17 protein-coding genes are annotated in these 15,966 nt (G+C 64.2%); 6 read left to right on the top strand and 11 right to left on the bottom strand.

The window, feature by feature from the left end; translation table 11 throughout:
* The first annotated feature begins 90 nt into the window (after positions 1 to 90).
* Positions 91 to 1,053: a D-2-hydroxyacid dehydrogenase family protein gene (locus NLM32_RS36225; RefSeq protein WP_254133480.1), complete on the top strand. Its 963-nt coding sequence runs from the start codon at positions 91 to 93 to the stop codon at positions 1,051 to 1,053.
* Between the two features lie 73 nt (positions 1,054 to 1,126).
* On the opposite strand, the gene NLM32_RS36230 is transcribed toward NLM32_RS36225, so the two are convergent.
* On the bottom strand, positions 1,127 to 2,293 hold the full coding sequence (locus NLM32_RS36230; RefSeq protein ID WP_375143604.1) for a L,D-transpeptidase family protein: 1,167 nt from the start codon (positions 2,291 to 2,293) through the stop codon (positions 1,127 to 1,129).
* A 361-nt stretch (positions 2,294 to 2,654) separates the two neighbouring features.
* Between NLM32_RS36230 and NLM32_RS36235 the strand changes: the two genes are divergently transcribed.
* Positions 2,655 to 3,578, top strand: coding sequence for a hypothetical protein (locus NLM32_RS36235; RefSeq protein WP_254133481.1), 924 nt, complete (start codon positions 2,655 to 2,657; stop codon positions 3,576 to 3,578).
* Between the two features lie 63 nt (positions 3,579 to 3,641).
* On the opposite strand, the gene sseA is transcribed toward NLM32_RS36235, so the two are convergent.
* The 3 genes from sseA to NLM32_RS36250 all read right to left on the bottom strand — a co-directional run bounded on the left by sseA (position 3,642) and on the right by NLM32_RS36250 (position 6,264).
* Entirely contained in the window at positions 3,642 to 4,499 is an 858-nt protein-coding gene (gene sseA / locus NLM32_RS36240) for a 3-mercaptopyruvate sulfurtransferase (RefSeq protein WP_254133482.1), read from the bottom strand.
* A gap of 137 nt (positions 4,500 to 4,636) precedes the next feature.
* The gene (locus NLM32_RS36245; RefSeq protein WP_254133483.1) at positions 4,637 to 5,050 is read right to left on the bottom strand and encodes a rhodanese-like domain-containing protein; all 414 of its coding nucleotides are present in this window, start codon (positions 5,048 to 5,050) and stop codon (positions 4,637 to 4,639) included.
* A 38-nt stretch (positions 5,051 to 5,088) separates the two neighbouring features.
* A complete protein-coding gene (locus tag NLM32_RS36250) occupies positions 5,089 to 6,264 on the bottom strand; it encodes a VWA domain-containing protein (RefSeq protein ID WP_254133484.1) in 1,176 nt (391 codons plus the stop codon).
* 123 nt (positions 6,265 to 6,387) lie between these two features.
* On the opposite strand from NLM32_RS36250, the gene NLM32_RS36255 reads away from it, so the two are divergent.
* Positions 6,388 to 6,633, top strand: coding sequence for a GlsB/YeaQ/YmgE family stress response membrane protein (locus NLM32_RS36255; protein ID WP_254133485.1), 246 nt, complete (start codon positions 6,388 to 6,390; stop codon positions 6,631 to 6,633).
* A gap of 105 nt (positions 6,634 to 6,738) precedes the next feature.
* Positions 6,739 to 7,581, top strand: a complete 843-nt coding sequence (locus NLM32_RS36260; RefSeq protein ID WP_063201884.1) for a MoxR family ATPase — start codon at positions 6,739 to 6,741, stop codon at positions 7,579 to 7,581.
* A gap of 261 nt (positions 7,582 to 7,842) precedes the next feature.
* Here the strand turns inward: NLM32_RS36260 and NLM32_RS36265 are convergent, their stop codons facing one another.
* The 5 genes from NLM32_RS36265 to NLM32_RS36285 all read right to left on the bottom strand — a co-directional run bounded on the left by NLM32_RS36265 (position 7,843) and on the right by NLM32_RS36285 (position 12,930).
* Positions 7,843 to 8,385: a transposase gene (locus NLM32_RS36265; RefSeq protein WP_254133486.1), complete on the bottom strand. Its 543-nt coding sequence runs from the start codon at positions 8,383 to 8,385 to the stop codon at positions 7,843 to 7,845.
* Positions 8,386 to 8,529: 144 nt separating this feature from the next.
* Entirely contained in the window at positions 8,530 to 10,176 is a 1,647-nt protein-coding gene (locus tag NLM32_RS36270) for a GMC family oxidoreductase (protein ID WP_254133487.1), read from the bottom strand.
* Between the two features lie 16 nt (positions 10,177 to 10,192).
* A complete protein-coding gene (locus tag NLM32_RS36275) occupies positions 10,193 to 10,786 on the bottom strand; it encodes a GNAT family N-acetyltransferase (RefSeq protein ID WP_254133488.1) in 594 nt (197 codons plus the stop codon).
* 128 nt (positions 10,787 to 10,914) lie between these two features.
* On the bottom strand, positions 10,915 to 11,853 hold the full coding sequence (locus NLM32_RS36280; protein WP_254133489.1) for an SMP-30/gluconolactonase/LRE family protein: 939 nt from the start codon (positions 11,851 to 11,853) through the stop codon (positions 10,915 to 10,917).
* Positions 11,854 to 12,096: 243 nt separating this feature from the next.
* Positions 12,097 to 12,930, bottom strand: a complete 834-nt coding sequence (locus NLM32_RS36285) for an AraC family transcriptional regulator (protein WP_254133490.1) — start codon at positions 12,928 to 12,930, stop codon at positions 12,097 to 12,099.
* A gap of 174 nt (positions 12,931 to 13,104) precedes the next feature.
* Here NLM32_RS36285 and NLM32_RS36290 point away from each other — a divergent pair, with 174 nt between their 5' ends.
* A complete protein-coding gene (locus NLM32_RS36290; RefSeq protein WP_254133491.1) occupies positions 13,105 to 14,208 on the top strand; it encodes a mandelate racemase/muconate lactonizing enzyme family protein in 1,104 nt (367 codons plus the stop codon).
* 9 nt (positions 14,209 to 14,217) lie between these two features.
* On the opposite strand, the gene NLM32_RS36295 is transcribed toward NLM32_RS36290, so the two are convergent.
* Positions 14,218 to 14,568 (bottom strand): hypothetical protein, encoded by a 351-nt coding sequence (locus NLM32_RS36295; protein WP_254133492.1) that lies wholly within the window; start codon positions 14,566 to 14,568, stop codon positions 14,218 to 14,220.
* A 183-nt stretch (positions 14,569 to 14,751) separates the two neighbouring features.
* Between NLM32_RS36295 and NLM32_RS36300 the strand changes: the two genes are divergently transcribed.
* Positions 14,752 to 14,976, top strand: a complete 225-nt coding sequence (locus NLM32_RS36300; RefSeq protein WP_254133493.1) for a hypothetical protein — start codon at positions 14,752 to 14,754, stop codon at positions 14,974 to 14,976.
* A gap of 279 nt (positions 14,977 to 15,255) precedes the next feature.
* Here the strand turns inward: NLM32_RS36300 and NLM32_RS36305 are convergent, their stop codons facing one another.
* Positions 15,256 to 15,912 carry a glutathione S-transferase family protein gene (locus tag NLM32_RS36305; RefSeq protein ID WP_254133494.1) on the bottom strand — a complete coding sequence of 219 codons (657 nt, stop codon included), beginning with the start codon at positions 15,910 to 15,912 and terminating at the stop codon, positions 15,256 to 15,258.
* Positions 15,913 to 15,966 lie beyond the last annotated feature (54 nt).

A 15,966-nucleotide genomic window follows, 5' to 3' on the forward strand; every position in this document is an offset into this window, starting at 1 on the left:
GCGCGCAACCATGGCCCGGTTCCGACGATGGCGCCCTTCCGCCTGGCGCCGCCACCTCTCGCCGTCAACTCTGGTCCTGGATGAACGCTAATGACGCGGCTGCGCTGTGCAATTCTCGACGACTATTTCAATCTCGCCCTCGACGTCGCCGACTGGTCGAAACTGTCCGACCGCGTCGATGCCACCGTGTTCAGCCATCCCTTCGCCTCCGAGCAGGCCGCAGCCAGCGCGCTGGCCGATTTCGACATCATCTGCGCGATGCGTGAGCGCACGGCATTCCCCAAGAGCCTGTTCGAGAAGCTGCCGAAGCTGAAGCTGCTGCTCACCTCCGGCATGCGCAACGCCGCGATCGACATGGAGGCTGCCAAGGGACGCGGCGTCGCCCTCGGCGGCACGCAATATTCCCGCGATCCGACCGCGCCGCTCACCATGGGCCTGATCCTGGAGCTGACCCGCGGCATCGGCCGCGAGAATGCGCGCATGCATGCCGGTGAGCCCTGGCAGACCTTTGCCGGCGTCGAGATCGAGGGACTGACGCTCGGCGTCGTCGGGCTGGGCAAGCTCGGCACCAAGATGGCGGGCATCGCCAAGGCCTTCGGCATGAACGTGATCGCCTGGAGCCCGAACCTGACGCCGGAGAAGTGCGCGGCCGCCGGCGTCGGCTATGCCACCAAGGAAGAGCTGTTCGCCAAGGCCGATATCGTCACCATCCATGTGGTGCTGAGCGAGCGCTCACGCGGCCTCGTCGGCCGCGCAGATCTGGCGCGGATGAAGCCGACCGCCTTCCTGGTCAACACTGCGCGCGGGCCGATTGTCGATGAGACGGCCCTGCTTGAGGCCTTGCAGCAGCGCAAGATCGCCGGCGCCGGCATCGACGTGTTCTCGGTCGAGCCACTGCCGGTCGATCATCCCTTCCGCAAGCTCGACAATCTCGTGCTGACGCCGCATCTCGGCTACGCGACCGAAGACGGTCTGCGCATCCATTACGGCCAGATGGTCGAGGCGATCGACGCCTTCACCAAGGGCAATGATCTGCCGCGCAAGCTCGCCTGAAGCGACGCGGACCTGAAACGACGAAGGGCGCGCCGATGGCACGCCCTTCGCAATTTCAATTGTCTTGCAGCGCTTAGCGCACGGTGACCGGCGCGGGCAGCGGCGGCACCACCGTCGGCTGCGTGCCCGGGACCGGACCGGCGGGAGCCGCGCCCGGCGCAGGCGCAGCCGATGCGGTCGCCGTTCCCGGCGGCGTACCACCCTGCATCACCACCACGCGGGTGCCGACCTTGGCGCGGTCGAACAGATCCGAGACGTCCTCGTTCAGCATGCCGATACAGCCGGAGGAGACGAACTTGCCGATCGTCGAGGGCTGGTTGGTGCCGTGAATGCGGTACACGGTCGAACCGAGATACATGGCGCGAGCGCCGAGCGGATTGCCTTCGCCACCGGCCATGAAGCGCGGCAGATAGGGCTGGCGCTCGATCATTTCCGCCGGCGGATGCCAATCCGGCCACTCGGCCTTGCGGGTGATCTTCTGCACGCCGGTCCAGGTGAAGCCGTCGCGACCAACGCGGACGCCGTAACGGATCGCGCGGCCATTGCCGAGGACGTAATAGAGATAGGTGTTCGGAGTATCGACGACGATCGTACCCGCGGGCTCCTTGGTCTGGAACGCGACCTCCTGGCGGCGCAGATTCGGCGCGAGCTGCGCCGGCGCCGCATCAGGCTGCTCCTCGGGCGGCAATGACGCCACCGACATCGGCCGGTTACCGGCGCCGGGCTGCGGCGAGACCGCACCGGTCGCGGCCGGGCCAACGGCCTCCGGCGGACGCATGCCATCATTGCCGGGCGCCTGGCCCGAACGATCGCCATAGATCACCGGGGGCGGACCGGCGGGGCGGCCGTAGCGGGGATCATCGGGCGACATCACCGGCCCCTGCGGCGGCGCGGCCGAATAGACCGGCGGAGCGCCAGCCGGGCGGCCGTAACGCGGATCATCCGGCGACATCACCGGGCCCTGCGGCGGGGCAGCCGAATAAACCGGGGGAGCGCCGGCCGGACGGCCGTAGCGCGGATCGTCGGCCGGACCGGGCGGCGGCAGCGCGGCCTGCGGCATCGCGTCGTCGTCATCCTCCAGCGAGTCGAAGTTCGGCGTGCGGTCGCCGGGCCGGTATTCGGCCGGAGCGCCGTAGCTCGGCGCCTGCTGAACCGGATAGCTTTGGGCCTGTGCGAGCGAGGTTCCCGCCGCAGCGACTGTTGCGGCAGCGCATATCGTCAGAAAATGTTTGATCATCATCGCTCTTGTATAGTCCCCGGGCCCCGTCCGAGCCGTCAACGGCCAGATGACCGAAGATAGCGGCACATTCAAGACATAACAGGCTGATTTGGCCTGATTTAGCGATTTGTGATGCAATCGCACATAGTTGCCCCGTTGCATCACGGGGATGGAAATCGCATTACGCCTTAGATTGCCGGAGTCTTCGGCCCCGATTTTTGCGGAACGGCGCGGAGACGTTGCGATATGGTCGAATCAGCCTGATTCGCCACCGATTTGAGCTCGGATCCCATGTGGCGAAGGCGGCAATCAGTACCGTCACCGCGTTCAGATGGCTCATGGGCCCTGGCCAGCCGCCGGGGCGGAAACGCGTAACCCGTCAATGCTTCCCGGCTTTCGCTTCCTGCTTGCCGCGATCCTGCTGTCTGCCTCCATCCTGGTGTTCGGCTTGGGAGCCGCCTCGCTGCTGCGGGCGAGCCACGAGCAGTATGTCAACAACCCCTCCTGGCGGAATGGCCCGCAGGAACAGGTGTTCGCGCAGACCTCCGAGCCGACCCAGCCGGTGCTCGCGGCGCTCCGCGTGGAGCCGGTCGCGCCGGTCGTCAATGAGCCGGCGCCCGCGATGCAGGACCAAGCCCTGAGCAACGAGGTCCCGAGTATCGGCCTGCCCGCGGTCGAGACTGCGCCCGAGCAGATGGCCGCCGTGGCGCTCGAGGCCAAGGTCCAGTCTGAGCCCAAGCCTGCCCCCAAGTCTGATCCCAAGCCTGAGGCCCAGCCTGACCCCAAGTCTGAGCCTCAGCCTGAGATCGTCGCCGTCGCGCCGCCTGCAGAGCCCGCTCCGCCCGCCACCGAGGTGCCGGCGCCTGAGCAAGCCGAGATCCAGGCTGCGGCTCCGGCCCCCGCCGACACACTCACCCCCGCTGACACGACCGTTTCCATGGCCCAGACGACGCCCGCACCAGCCGTGAGCGCCACCGACGTGCCGCGAACCGCAACACCAGCGCTGGCATCACGCGTCAGCGACATTGCAGCAGCCAGGGTGGCTGCGCTCAACGACCTCGCGCCGGCGAAGACCAAAGCCAACAGCGCCGCGCCCGACAGCAAGCCGCGCGCGCTCAAGAAGAAGCGCCACCGCATCGTGCGGCGCCCGCCGCCTCAGCAGCTCCAGCAATCGTATGATCCGTTCGGCCAGCAGCGGCAGATGCAGCAGCAGCAGCAGATCCAGCAGCAGCAGATGCAGCAGCGACAGATGCAGCAGCAACAGCAGCAGCAGGTGCTCGCCACCACGGCCTCGCGCACGCGCTGAACGTCTCCTCACCTCGCCCGTTCTCGTCCGCCGAAGCGAAGGCGGATGTGGGGCCGCGACGCGTTACGCCGGCCCCGTCGCGATCGGCGGGCCCTTCTCCTGGCCCCATTCCGACCATGAGCCGTCATAGAGCGCGGTGTCGGTGACGCCCAGGCGATAGAGCGCGAGCGTCAGCACGCCGGCCGAGACGCCGGAGCCGCAGCTCGTCACGATCGGCGCGTCAAGCTTGACGCCGGCGCCGGTGAAGGCGGCGCGGAGATCGTCCAGCGGCTTCATCGTGCCGGTCGCGGCATCAAACAGCTGACCATAAGGCACGTTGCGCGAGCCGGGGATGTGGCCGGAGCGGATGCCAGCGCGCGGCTCGGGGGCGCGGCCTTCGAAACGATCGGCAGCGCGTGCGTCGATCACCTGCTCGACACGGCTTTCGACGTTGGCGATCAGCTGCTGCATGCTGCGCACGCGCTTTGAATCGTAAGTCGCCTTGAACGTCGCGGGCTTCGGCTTCACCTCGCCGCTCTCCACGGGGCGCCCCTCAGCGCGCCACTTCTTCAGACCGCCATTGAGGATGCGGACGTTGCCGTGGCCGAAGGCCAGAAACATCCACCACGCACGCGGTGCAGCGACCCAACCGCCGGCATCGTAGAGCACGACCGTGTCGGCATTGGAGATGCCGAGATGACCGACATCGCGGCCGAACTGCTCGGCGCTCGGATACATGTGCGGCAGCGGGTTAGAATGATCCGACACCGCTTCGACGTCGAAGAACACGGCCCCCGGCAGATGCGCGGCGAGGTAGTCATCCTTCGGCAGCGGCAGCACGCCCGGCAGCTTGAAGCTGGCGTCGAGCACCTTGACGTTGGCATCGTTGATGTGGGCGGCGAGCCATTCCGTGGAGACGAGGGGATCGGTGGGGGTGGTCATTGGCATGCTCCGGCAATTGTCTCAGTCGTCATGGCCGGGCTTGTCCCGGCCATCCACGTTCTTGCTGTCAGCGGGTGAGGACGTGGATGCCCGGGACAAGCCCGGGCATGACGGTGTGGCTGATAGTTGAAACTCAATCAGGCTTTCTTCTTCGGCTCCCACTGCTCCGTCGGACCGCCGGCATCGCGCCAGGCGGCGTAGCCGCCGGCGATGTGGGCGACGGGCTTCAGGCCCATGTCCTTTGCGGTCTTGGCCGCGAGCGCGGAGCGCAGGCCGCCGGCACAGTGGAAGACGAACTTCTTGTCTTCCTGGAAGATCGGCTTCGCATACGGGCTCTGCGGATCGATCCAGAATTCGAGCATGCCGCGCGTGCAGGAGAATGCGCCGGGGATGCGGCCGTCACGCTCGATCTCGCGGGGGTCCCTGATGTCGACGATGACGACGTCGCCGTTCTTGGAGATCTCGATGGCGTCCCTGGCGGTGAGCGTCTCGATCTCGGCATTGGCCTCGTCGATCAGCGCCTTGATGCCGCGGGTGATGTTCTGGGGCATATGCTTCTCCCTCTTGTCGTCGTTCGCAGGCGCGCGTGCTAGTGCGTCAATTCCTTCATCGCACTCTCCAGACCTTCGATCGTGATCGGGTACATGCGGTTGGCAAAGATGCGTTTGATGATGGTGGTCGATTCCGAATAGTCCCAGTGCTTCTGGGCAACCGGGTTCAGCCACACCGTGTGCGGATAGGTCCGGATGATGCGATCGAGCCAGACCGAGCCGGGCTCCTCGTTGACGTGCTCGACCGAGCCGCCGGGCACCATGATCTCGTAAGGCGACATCGACGCGTCGCCGACGAACACGACCTTGTAGTCGTGCGGGTATTTGTGCAGCACGTCCCAGGTCGGCGTGCGGTCCGTGAAGCGGCGCTTGTTCTGCTTCCACACGCCCTCATAGAGGCAATTGTGGAAGTAGAAATACTCCATGTGCTTGAACTCGCTCTTCGCCGCCGAGAACAGCTCCTCGACCTGCTCGATATGCGAATCCATCGAGCCGCCGATGTCGAAGAACACCAGGAGCTTCACCGCATTGCGCCGCTCGGGGCGCATGTGAACGTCGAGATAGCCGTGATTGGCGGTCTCGCGAATGGTGGTGTCGAGATCGAGCTCGTCCGGTGCGCCGGTGCGCGCGAACTTGCGCAGGCGGCGCAGCGCCACCTTGATGTTGCGGATGCCGAGCTCGACATTGCCGTCGAGATCCTTGAACTCGCGTTTGTCCCACACCTTCACGGCGCGGTTGTTGCGGTTCTTCTCCTGGCCGATGCGGACGCCTTCGGGATTGTAACCATGCGCACCGAACGGCGAGGTGCCGGCGGTGCCGATCCATTTCGAGCCGCCCTGGTGCCGGCCCTTCTGCTCCTCGAGGCGCTTCTTCAGGGTCTCCATGAGCTTGTCCCAGCCCATGGCCTCGATCTGCTTCTTCTCTTCCTCGCTGAGGTATTTTTCGGCGAGCTTCTTCAGCCACTCCTCGGGGATCTCCGCCTTCTCCATGGCGTCGAGCAGGCTTTCCAGCCCCTTGAACACGGTGCCGAAGACGCGGTCGAACTTGTCGAGGTTGCGCTCGTCCTTCACCAGCGAGGTGCGCGACAGGTAGTAGAAATTCTCGACCGAATAGTCCGACAGATCGGCGTCGAGCGCCTCCATCAGCGTGAGGTATTCGCGCAGCGTCACGGGGACCTGCGCATCGCGCAGAGACGTAAAGAATTGCAGGAACATGGGTGACAGATTGCCCGTCGGGTGGCGAACGTCAAGGGGCGGAGGCCTTCGCTGCGCGCTGGACCGGCAGGCTTTTTGCTCTACAATTGGGGACCTCAAGGGGTCTTTTTGGGGACGTTTGCAATGGGAATTCTCGCAGCGCTCATCATTGGCGCGATCGCCGGCTGGTTGGCCGGCAAGATTGTCCACGGGGCGGGATTTGGGCTGATCGGCAACATTGTCGTCGGCATCATCGGCGCGCTGGTGGCGGGCTGGGTGCTGCCGCAGCTCGGTATCGCGCTCGCCACGGGCACGCTGGGCTCCATCATTGATGCCACGGTTGGCGCGGTGATTGTGCTCGTCATCCTTTCGCTGATAAAACGGGTCTGAAAGCCTGACCGAACCAGGAACGGCCGCCATGAGCGGCCGTTCCCATGTCGTGACCACGGCAATGCCATTGGCAATTCCCGGGACGACGACCAACAAGGACGCGCAATGAAATTTACCGGCACCAAGGACTATGTTGCGACCGACGATCTCAAGGTCGCCGTCAATGCCTCGATCGTGCTGGAGCGCCCGCTGCTCATCAAGGGCGAGCCCGGCACCGGCAAGACGGTGCTGGCGGAGGAAGTGGCGAAGGCGTTGAACGCGCCGCTTCTGACCTGGCACATCAAGTCCACCACCAAGGCGCAGCAGGGCCTCTACGAATACGATGCGGTATCGCGCCTGCGCGACAGCCAGCTCGGCGATAGCAGAGTCTCCGACATCAAGAACTACATCAAGCGCGGCAAGCTGTGGGAGGCCTTCACCGCCGAGCAGCGCCCGGTGCTGCTGATCGACGAGATCGACAAGGCCGACATCGAATTCCCGAACGACCTGCTGCTCGAGCTCGACCGCATGGAATTCCATGTCTACGAGACCGGCGAGACCATCAAGGCCAAGCAGCGCCCGATCATGATGATCACCTCCAACAACGAGAAGGAGCTGCCGGACGCTTTCCTGCGCCGCTGCTTCTTCCACTACATCAAGTTCCCCGACGCCGACACGATGGGCCGCATCGTCGACGTCCACTTCCCCGGCATCAAGAAGCGTCTCGTCGAGGAAGCGCTGCGCATCTTCTTCGAGGTGCGCGAGGTGCCCGGCCTGAAGAAGAAGCCGTCGACGTCGGAATTGCTCGACTGGCTCAAGCTGCTGCTCAATGAAGACATGAGCGTCGAGCAACTCCGCGAACGCGACCCGCGCAAGCTCATTCCACCGCTGCACGGGGCGCTGCTCAAGAACGAGCAGGACGTGCACCTGTTCGAACGGCTGGCGTTCCTGAGCCGACGGGAAGTTTAGGGCACAATGCCGTAGGGAGGGCAAAGGCGCAAAGCGCCGTGCCCACCATTCGGTAATGATTGGCAAGATGCGTGGGCACGCTTCCGCCTTCGCTCTTCGAGCTACGGCGGACAAGTCGCTTTGCCCACCCTATGATATCTGGCGTTCTTGAGCAGAAGGGAAGTGTAAGGACCGGACTTGTAGGATGGGTAGAGCGCAGCGAAACCCATCATTATGCTGCGTTCGCTAAAGCCCGATGGGTTTCGATTTGCTCAGGGCCCCTCAACTTCGCTCTCCAAATTTGGTATCGCCGTCATATTGTGACAGATCCCCGGCCCAATCTTCCGGATAGGCGCCGAGCTCCACTTGCCGATGGAATGACGACGGCGCCCAGTCACGGACTCGATTGACCAAGCCGTGCTTCACCGGATTAATGTGCACGTAATCTATATGCCGAGCATAATCTTCCTCATCGCGAATGGTGTGTTCCCAATACCTACGCTGCCAGATGCCGCGCTCCGCTTTGCTTGAGCGACTTGCTGAAACCGGTTCTTTGGTCACAAGGCTGCGGGAGAACGCCGCCTTGATCTGCCGCCAGCGCATTGCAAAATCAGCATCTCCGTCGGGCATCGTCCAGACAGTGTGAAGATGCTCAGGCAGCACCACGATCGCGTCGATGGTGAATGGGTGCCGTTGACGGACTTCGCGAAAGGCCGCGCGCAGCAGGTCAATGTTCGCCGTCAGGAGGGATTGCCGGCGGTCGAGCAGATTGACAGTGAAGAAAAAGCTTCCGCCGGGGACGAAATTGCGCCGATAGGAGGTCATACCTGATGATAGCACAACTTAAGATAAGCATCGAAATCTTGTAGGATGGATAGAGCACAGCTAGACCCATCGTGCCTCCACGAGTGCTGCACGATGATGGGTTTCGCTTCGCTCTACCCATCCTACGAAGTTACGAAGTTTACCTCACGCCACCGCTGCGTCCGGAAGCCGCACAGCTTCCATCGGGACCTTGCCGCGGATCAGGTCGGAGGCGCGGTCGGCGATCATCATCGTGGAGGCGTTGAGGTTCGCCGAGATCATGCGCGGCATCACGGAGGCGTCGATGACGCGCAAGCCTTCGAGGCCGTGGACGCGGAGCTGGTCGTCGACGACCGCCCACGACGAATCCGCCGGGCCCATGCGGCAGGTGCAGCCGGGATGGAAGGTGGTGGTGCCGCGTTCGGTGGCGGCGTGCAGGAATTCGTCGTCGGTGTTGACGTTGGGGCCGGGGAAATCCTCGTAGGCATAGTAAGGCGAGAGCGGCGCGGACTTCAGCAGGTTGCGCGCGAGCTTCATGCCGCCGACGATGACGCGGCGGTCGAGCTCGGCGTCGAGATAATTGGTCTGGATGATCGGCGGCGCAAAGGGATCATTCGAGCGGATGCGGACATAGCCGCGGCTCTCCGGGCGCTGCTGCCAGGAGGCGACGGTCATGCCGGGTTCGTCCTCGAGCTGGCCCTGCACGCCTTCCTTGTAGCTCGCCGGCGTGAAGGTGAGCTGCAGGTCGGACGAATCCGCGCTCTCGCCGGAGTGCCAGAAGCAATAGACCATGGTCGGCGACAGCGAGAGCAGGCCCTTGCGCGCGGTCGCCCATTTCAGCGCCTCGATCCACAGCGAGAAGCCACGACGCAGCTCGTTGATGGTCTTGATGTCCTTGACCCGCGCCACGGTGCGCGGGGCGTAATGGTCCTGAAGCCCCTCGCCGACCGGCAGGGCGTGACGCACCTGGATGCCGTGGGCGTTCAGCAAATCCGGCGAGCCGATGCCGGAGAGCTGCAAGAGCTGCGGCGAATTATAGGTGCCGCCGGAGAGGATGACTTCCTTGTTGGCGCGTACTTCCACCGGCGTGCCGCCACGGCCGCCCTTGGTGTAGCGCACGCCGACGGCACGCTTGCCCTCGAAGATGATCTCGGTCGCATGCGCATGCGTGTGCACATGCACGTTCGGCCGCTTCATCGCGGGCTTGAGGAAGGCGGTCGAACCGGAGACGCGCAGGCCCTTGTCGATGGTGCGCTGGCAGTAGGAGACGCCTTCCTGCTTCGCGCCGTTGTAGTCGGGATTGCGGGGGATGCCGAGCGAGACCGCGCCTTCCATGAAAGCTTCGCAGAGCGGATCGCGCCAATCCATCGTGGTGACGGTGAGGTTGCCGTCACGCCCGCGAAAGGTATTGTCACCCTCGCCGACCCGCTTCTCCAGCCGCTTGAAGTAGGGCAGCACGTCGGCATAGCCCCAGCCGCGATTGCCCATCTGCGCCCAGGTGTCGAAATCCATCCGCTGGCCGCGGTTGTAGATGTGGCCGTTGATCGAGGACGATCCGCCGAGCGTCTTGCCGCGCGGCGCGTAGATGCTGCGCCCACCGGTGTAGGGCCCGACCTCCTGCTGGTAGGCCCAGTTGATGCTCTTCATGTGGAAGGTTTTGATGAAACCCGCCGGCAGATGAATGTAGGGATGCCAGTCGTTCGGGCCCGCTTCGAGCACGCAGACGCTGGTGTTGGGATCTTCGCTGAGCCGGCTGGTGAGGACGCAACCGGCGGAGCCCGCGCCGATGATCACATAGTCAAATCTATCCATGGTGCCCCGGCCGCCCCTAGCGCGGCTTGTCGTTGAGTTGATAGTTGAGATGCGCCTTCACCGTCGGCCATTCCGCCGCGGTGATGCTGTACACGACGGTGTCGCGCAGCGTGCCGTTCGGCGCGACCTGGTGGCTGCGCAAAATGCCGTCCTGTTTGGCGCCGAGGCGCTCGATGGCGCGCCGGCTCTGGTGGTTGAAAAAATGCGTGCGGAATTCCACCGCGATGCAGTTCAGCGTCTCGAAAGCATGAGTCAGCAGCAACAGCTTGCACTGCGTGTTCAGAGGCCCGCGCTGCGCGCTCTTGCCATACCAGGTCGAGCCGATCTCGACGCGGCGGTTGGTGGCATCGATGTTCATGTAGGTGGTCTGGCCGACGATCTTGCCGCCGGCATCGAACACGGTGAACGGCAGCATCGAGCCCGCGGCCTGGAGGCCCAAGCGGCGGTCGATCTCCTTGGCCACGTTCTCCGGCGTCGGGATCGCAGTGTACCAGATCGTGTAGAGCTCGCCGTCCTTCACGGCCTCTACCAGCCCCTCGCGGTGCTCTTTCGACAGCGGTTCGAGACGGGCGTGCTGTCCACGCAGGGTAATGGGATCAGGCCAGGGCATTGAAGTCTCTCCTTACGTACGGCGTCGCGTCATTGCGAGGAGCGAAGCGACGAAGCAATCCAGACTGTCACCTCGGCGGCATTCCTGGATTGCTTCGCTCCACTCGCAATGACGGTAACTAGCACCGTTTATTTGTTTAGGAAATTGAGAGGCAAACCACCGCGCGGCCAGTCCATGGCGATCAGCTCGCCCTTGCCTGACAGCGTGATGTAGGCGGTCTTCAGCTCGGGGCCGCCGAAGGCGATGTTGGTGGTGACGCGGTCGCCGGTCGGGACCTGCTCGACCAGGGTGCCATCCGGCGCGATCACCGAGATGCAGCCGGAAACGAGCGTGGCGACGCAGACATTGCCGTTGGCCTCGACCGCGAGCGAGTCGAACATCTGGTAGCCGCCGAGGCCGCAGATCGGCTTGCCCCGCTCGCCGCGATAGATCACCTCGCGCGGCTTGAGCACGCCGGGCGCGGAGAGTTCATAGGCCCACAGCCGCGCCGTCGGCGTCTCCGCGATGTAGACGGTGTTCTCGTCCGGCGACAGGCCGATGCCGTTGGCCGGCAGCACGCCGTGCACGATTTCGACGATCTCCTTCATGCCGGGCTTGAGGTAGTACATGCCGCCGACATCCATCTCGCGGGGACGGCGTTTGCCGAGATCGGAGAACCACAGGCCGCCATGCTTGTCGAACACGAGATCGTTCGGCCCGCGCAGATCGTGCTCGCCGCATTTGGTCACGACGGTCTCGATCTTGCCGGATTGCAGATCGACGCGCTGGATCGAGCCGCCGAGATAATCCTCGGGCTGCGGGCCCGGCATGATCATTTTGCCGGTCGGGATCCAGGAGAAGCCGCCATTGTTGCAAATGTAGATCTTGCCGTCGGGACCCAGCGCCGCGCCGTTCGGGCCGCCCGGCACTTTCGCGACGACCTCCTTGCGACCATCGGGATAAACGCGGGTCAGGCGCTGTCCGCGAATTTCCACCAGCACCACCGAGCCGTCCGGCATCACGACCGGCCCTTCCGGAAATTCGAGGTCGGTGGCGAGAACACGGATATTGGGCGTGGCAGTGGACATTTGGGGGACTCTCCCGGCTGCTTGTTATGGCTTGCTCGGGATGTCCGGCACGGGCCCCGCTGGCAAGTTTTGCCAGCGGTTATGACAAACCAGGTCCCCCTTGCCAAGCAAGCGGGCGCAATGCTGCGTTGCAGCCGCGAAGCGCGATGAGGGCATCGCGCCTTGCGCTATTGTTTGAGCATGATCTTTTCGGAAAACCGCTCTGCACTTTGCGCTAACGCGGCCCTTCGGGTCCGGATCATGCTATTCTTTGATGGGCACCCAGATTTCGAAGCCGCCATTGCCGGTCACGGGATCGAACTTCTCGTCGTAGCGTTCGAAGTTCGGCGCATCTGCGGCCTTGTGGCCCGACCCCGGCAGCCATTGATTCCAGATCGCATTGACGGTGCGCCTGATGGAAGCGACGTGATCGGCGTGCGTGAACACCGCGTAGCGCTGCTCGGGGATGCGGATGCGGCCGAAGCCGCGTGGCAGGTCGGAGAAGTCAGCGACCTCGACGCCGGCGATGTAATCGAAATTGCCGGAATCATCGCCGTTGCAGCAGACACCGTAAGCGACGTTGCCGATGCGCTCGGGAATGTCGGCAACCTCCTGGTGGAAGCGCGCCCACATCCCCGGGATGATGGCGCCGTTGTCGCAGGAGATGCGCTCGGCGAGACCGGCGACGAGAATGGCCTTTGCGGTTTCGAAACGCGGGGCTTTGAGATTGTCTGACAGGGTGGAGTCCATGAGGATCGGCTCCTGAAGCTTGAGATGGTGGGTGCACGTCGCCGCCCTCACCGCTTCGGGCGTGGTGCCGAACTGGTCGCGGAACGCGCGGGTGAATGCTTCGTGCGAGCCGTAGTCCGCCTCCAGCGCCAGCGACAGAATGTCCGGCGCTCCCCTGGCAAGGCTGCGCGCCGCCTCGCTCAGCCGCCGTGCGCGCACGTAACGCATCACCGGATAACCGGTGGCTGCGGCAAACGCACGCACCATGTGGAACCGCGACACGCCACCGATCGCAGCGATCTCGTCGAGCGTCATCGGCTCGGCCAGATGGCTTTCGATGTACCAGAGCGCGCGCTGGGCTGGGTTCATGGTGACTAAGCTCTCGTTCGAAGCACGGCCATGATGCGCGCCGCCGCCGGAGCGCGCTTGATCGGCATTGCGGTCTGCGCATGAGGATAGTCCGGGAATGGCCAGTGGCAACGCCCCGATATTCGCAGCTACACTGTCTGGAACCGCTCAAAGAAAGCATGGAGGAACCGCGTCATGGAAATCACCGATGTGCGGGCGCACCATATCCGCATTCCCTACGACGCCGGTGTCGCGAGCTTCCGCCAGGGCGCATCCGCCATCTCAGCCCTCGACATGGTGCTGGTGGAGGTGACGACCGATGCCGGGCTGACGGGATGGGGCGATGCCTTCGCCTATGTCTGCCCGGCCACCACGCGGAGCGCCGTCGAGGAGATGATCGCGCCGCAGGCGCGCGGGCTGAAGGTGCCCGACGCGGCCGGCATTCCGGCCGCCATGGAGCAGATCCAGCGCAACCTGCATCTGTTCGGCCGCTACGGCATCACCATGTTCGCGATCTCAGGGCTCGACATCGCACTGTGGGACCTTGCCGCGAAGATCGAGGGCGTGCCGGTGCATCGCCTGCTCGGCGAGACGAAGCGCGCAAAGATTCCCGCTTACGCGAGCCTGCTGCGGATCGGCTCGCCCGAGAACATCGCCGGCGAATGCAGGAAGGCGCTCGCGCTCGGCTATGGCGCCATCAAGCTGCATGAGACCACGACGCCAGCGGTGTTCGCCGCGCGCGAGGCGATCGGGCCCGGTATCCCGCTGATGGTCGACATGAACTGTCCGCTCACGGCCGAACAGGCGATCGCTTTCGCCGGAGCGTGCAAGGACGCGCAGCCGATGTTCCTGGAGGAGCCGGTCTGGCCGCCGGAGGATTTTGCTGGGCTCGCCGAGGTCCGCAGCAAAGGTGGACTTGGCGTCGCGGCCGGCGAGAATGCCTGCACGGAATATCAATTCCGCCAGATGATGGATGCGGGTGCCGTGAGCCATGCGCAGCCGTCGGTGATCAAGGTCGGCGGCATCACGGAATTTCTGAAGGTTGCGCGGCTCGCCGATCAGCGCGGCGTCAAGATCGTCCCGCATTCCCCTTACTTTGGTCCGGGCCTGCTGGCGACCTTGCATCTGCTGGCGACGCGCGACGACGGGCTTGTCGAGATGTTCTATCTCAGGCGTGAGGCCTGCCTCTGGGGCGGCCGCGCCGATGTCGACACGACCGGACATGTCGCGGTACCAACGGGCCCGGGACTCGGCCTTGATCCCGATCGCGGCGTGATCGAGCGCTACCGCGTGGCGTGATCGCTGCCGCTACTTCGCAGCATCCTTCGGCGGCGGCGCGTCCTGCTTCTTCTTCAGATCCTCCGCCTGTTTCACTTGCGCCGCCTGCAGATCGCCGATGGTCTTCTGCAAGCCTGCAAGCGTCACCTTCAGCGTGTCGATCTGGCGGTTGGCAGCGTCGATCTTCTGTTGGTGATCGAGATTGAGCTTGCTGATGGTCTTCTGGAGGAAATCGACATTGCTCTGGAGACAACTGGTGCGCCGCTCCATCGTCTTCTCCACCGTGCAGATCTCGATGCCGGGCACGTCCTGCGCCAGCGCCGGCGTATGCGCGACGAGCGGTAACATGGCGAAACACACGGCAGCGATCCGGCACAGCATCCAGGTTCCTCTTCAAATTAATCACGGCAATGTGCGCCGATTGCGCGCGCCTTCCCGAAGCTACCACACTCGCACCGCATTCTCGCGATGAGCTTGGCTTGTTCCCTTGGACGGGGAGCGGTGAACCGCACGCGGAAGAAGTAGGCGCTCTTTCCGCGGCTTTGATTAGGGGAGATTTTTGGAATGGCAACGCGCGATAGACGTTTGGCAGAATTCGATGGCGCCGGAGAGCCACCACCTGGCCTGCCGGTCGAGGTGCTGTGTGAGGATCACAGCGGGACATATCAACTGCCGTTCGCCTGCCGCTATGTCGAGGGCCGCTGGCAGAATGACGCGGCCGGCGTCCCGGTGGAAGCCACCGTCATTGGTTGGCGCGTGCCGCGCGTGAAGCATTCCGGCGTGGCCTGACGGTTTGGTTCTGTCTCAAAATGCAACGGGGCCGCGCTCCGCCTTAACGAACGGAACGCGGCCCGAACGAATCACGTCCGAATCAGCCGTTTGACGCTGTACGCGGCTGTTCACGGCTAGATGTCGACAAGGCGCCGCCGGGGCGCACAATATCTGCGCGGTGCGAGATGCGCCCTCGCCAGATACCGGCCGCAAAAGTTAACGATGGCAAAGACATGGAGGTCGGCGAGACGCAGGCCGCCGCCGCCCCGGAAACAGGCAGGACCGTAGGCCGCCTGCCTAATATTCGACCTCGAGCTCCTCGATCTCGGCCGGCTCTTCCTGCGCCGCCGCGATCCATTCCCTCATCTCGGGCATCGCCATGATGGTATCGGCATAGGCCTTCAACCGTGGCTCGAGCTTGACGTCATAGGTGACGAAGCGCGTCACCACGGGCGCGTACATCGCATCCGCCATGGTGCGCGTCTCGCCGAACAGGAACGGGCCGCCGGATTTCTCCAGACAGTCGCGCCAGATCGACCAGACCCGGTCGATGTCGGCCTGCGCGCGCGACCAGATCTTGAAGCCGGGGAAGTGGCCCTTCAGATTGACCGGCAGCGAGGCGCGTAGCGTGGTGAAGCCCGAATGGATCTCGCCGCAGATCGAGCGGCAATGCGCGCGCTGGACGCGATCCGCCGGCAACAGGCCGGCGTCCGGCATCACCTCGTTGAGATATTCGGCAATGGCAAGCGTATCCCAGACCGTGGCGCCGTCGTGGCGCAGACAGGGCACCAGGATCGAGGACGACAGCAGCAGGATTTCGGCACGCGCCGAGGCGTCATCCGGTGCGGTGACGATCTCCTCGAAATCGAGCCCGGAGAACTTCGTCAGCAGCCAGCCACGCAGCGACCAGGACGAATAGTTCTTGCTGCTGATGGTCAGTGTCGCCTTCGCCATAGGGCCTTCCCTCACGTTTACGGCCAAAGGAGCAGCAAGCGACGTGCCAATTTG

It is taken from the genome of Bradyrhizobium sp. CCGUVB14 (genome assembly GCF_024199935.1).
In the GTDB taxonomy this organism is placed as follows: domain Bacteria; phylum Pseudomonadota; class Alphaproteobacteria; order Rhizobiales; family Xanthobacteraceae; genus Bradyrhizobium.

Coding starts and splice junctions, on each gene's coding strand:
- NLM32_RS36295 (WP_254133492.1), bottom strand. CDS start 14,568: ATGCTGTGCCGGATCGCTGCCGTGTGTTTCGCCATGTTACCGCTCGTC.
- NLM32_RS36300 (WP_254133493.1), top strand. CDS start 14,752: ATGGCAACGCGCGATAGACGTTTGGCAGAATTCGATGGCGCCGGAGAG.
- sseA (WP_254133482.1), bottom strand. CDS start 4,499: ATGACCACCCCCACCGATCCCCTCGTCTCCACGGAATGGCTCGCCGCC.
- NLM32_RS36270 (WP_254133487.1), bottom strand. CDS start 10,176: ATGGATAGATTTGACTATGTGATCATCGGCGCGGGCTCCGCCGGTTGC.
- NLM32_RS36225 (WP_254133480.1), top strand. CDS start 91: ATGACGCGGCTGCGCTGTGCAATTCTCGACGACTATTTCAATCTCGCC.
- NLM32_RS36285 (WP_254133490.1), bottom strand. CDS start 12,930: ATGAACCCAGCCCAGCGCGCGCTCTGGTACATCGAAAGCCATCTGGCC.
- NLM32_RS36290 (WP_254133491.1), top strand. CDS start 13,105: ATGGAAATCACCGATGTGCGGGCGCACCATATCCGCATTCCCTACGAC.
- NLM32_RS36230 (WP_375143604.1), bottom strand. CDS start 2,293: ATGATGATCAAACATTTTCTGACGATATGCGCTGCCGCAACAGTCGCT.
- NLM32_RS36260 (WP_063201884.1), top strand. CDS start 6,739: ATGAAATTTACCGGCACCAAGGACTATGTTGCGACCGACGATCTCAAG.
- NLM32_RS36235 (WP_254133481.1), top strand. CDS start 2,655: ATGCTTCCCGGCTTTCGCTTCCTGCTTGCCGCGATCCTGCTGTCTGCC.
- NLM32_RS36275 (WP_254133488.1), bottom strand. CDS start 10,786: ATGCCCTGGCCTGATCCCATTACCCTGCGTGGACAGCACGCCCGTCTC.
- NLM32_RS36305 (WP_254133494.1), bottom strand. CDS start 15,912: ATGGCGAAGGCGACACTGACCATCAGCAGCAAGAACTATTCGTCCTGG.
- NLM32_RS36250 (WP_254133484.1), bottom strand. CDS start 6,264: ATGTTCCTGCAATTCTTTACGTCTCTGCGCGATGCGCAGGTCCCCGTG.
- NLM32_RS36255 (WP_254133485.1), top strand. CDS start 6,388: ATGGGAATTCTCGCAGCGCTCATCATTGGCGCGATCGCCGGCTGGTTG.
- NLM32_RS36245 (WP_254133483.1), bottom strand. CDS start 5,050: ATGCCCCAGAACATCACCCGCGGCATCAAGGCGCTGATCGACGAGGCC.
- NLM32_RS36280 (WP_254133489.1), bottom strand. CDS start 11,853: ATGTCCACTGCCACGCCCAATATCCGTGTTCTCGCCACCGACCTCGAA.
- NLM32_RS36265 (WP_254133486.1), bottom strand. CDS start 8,385: ATGACCTCCTATCGGCGCAATTTCGTCCCCGGCGGAAGCTTTTTCTTC.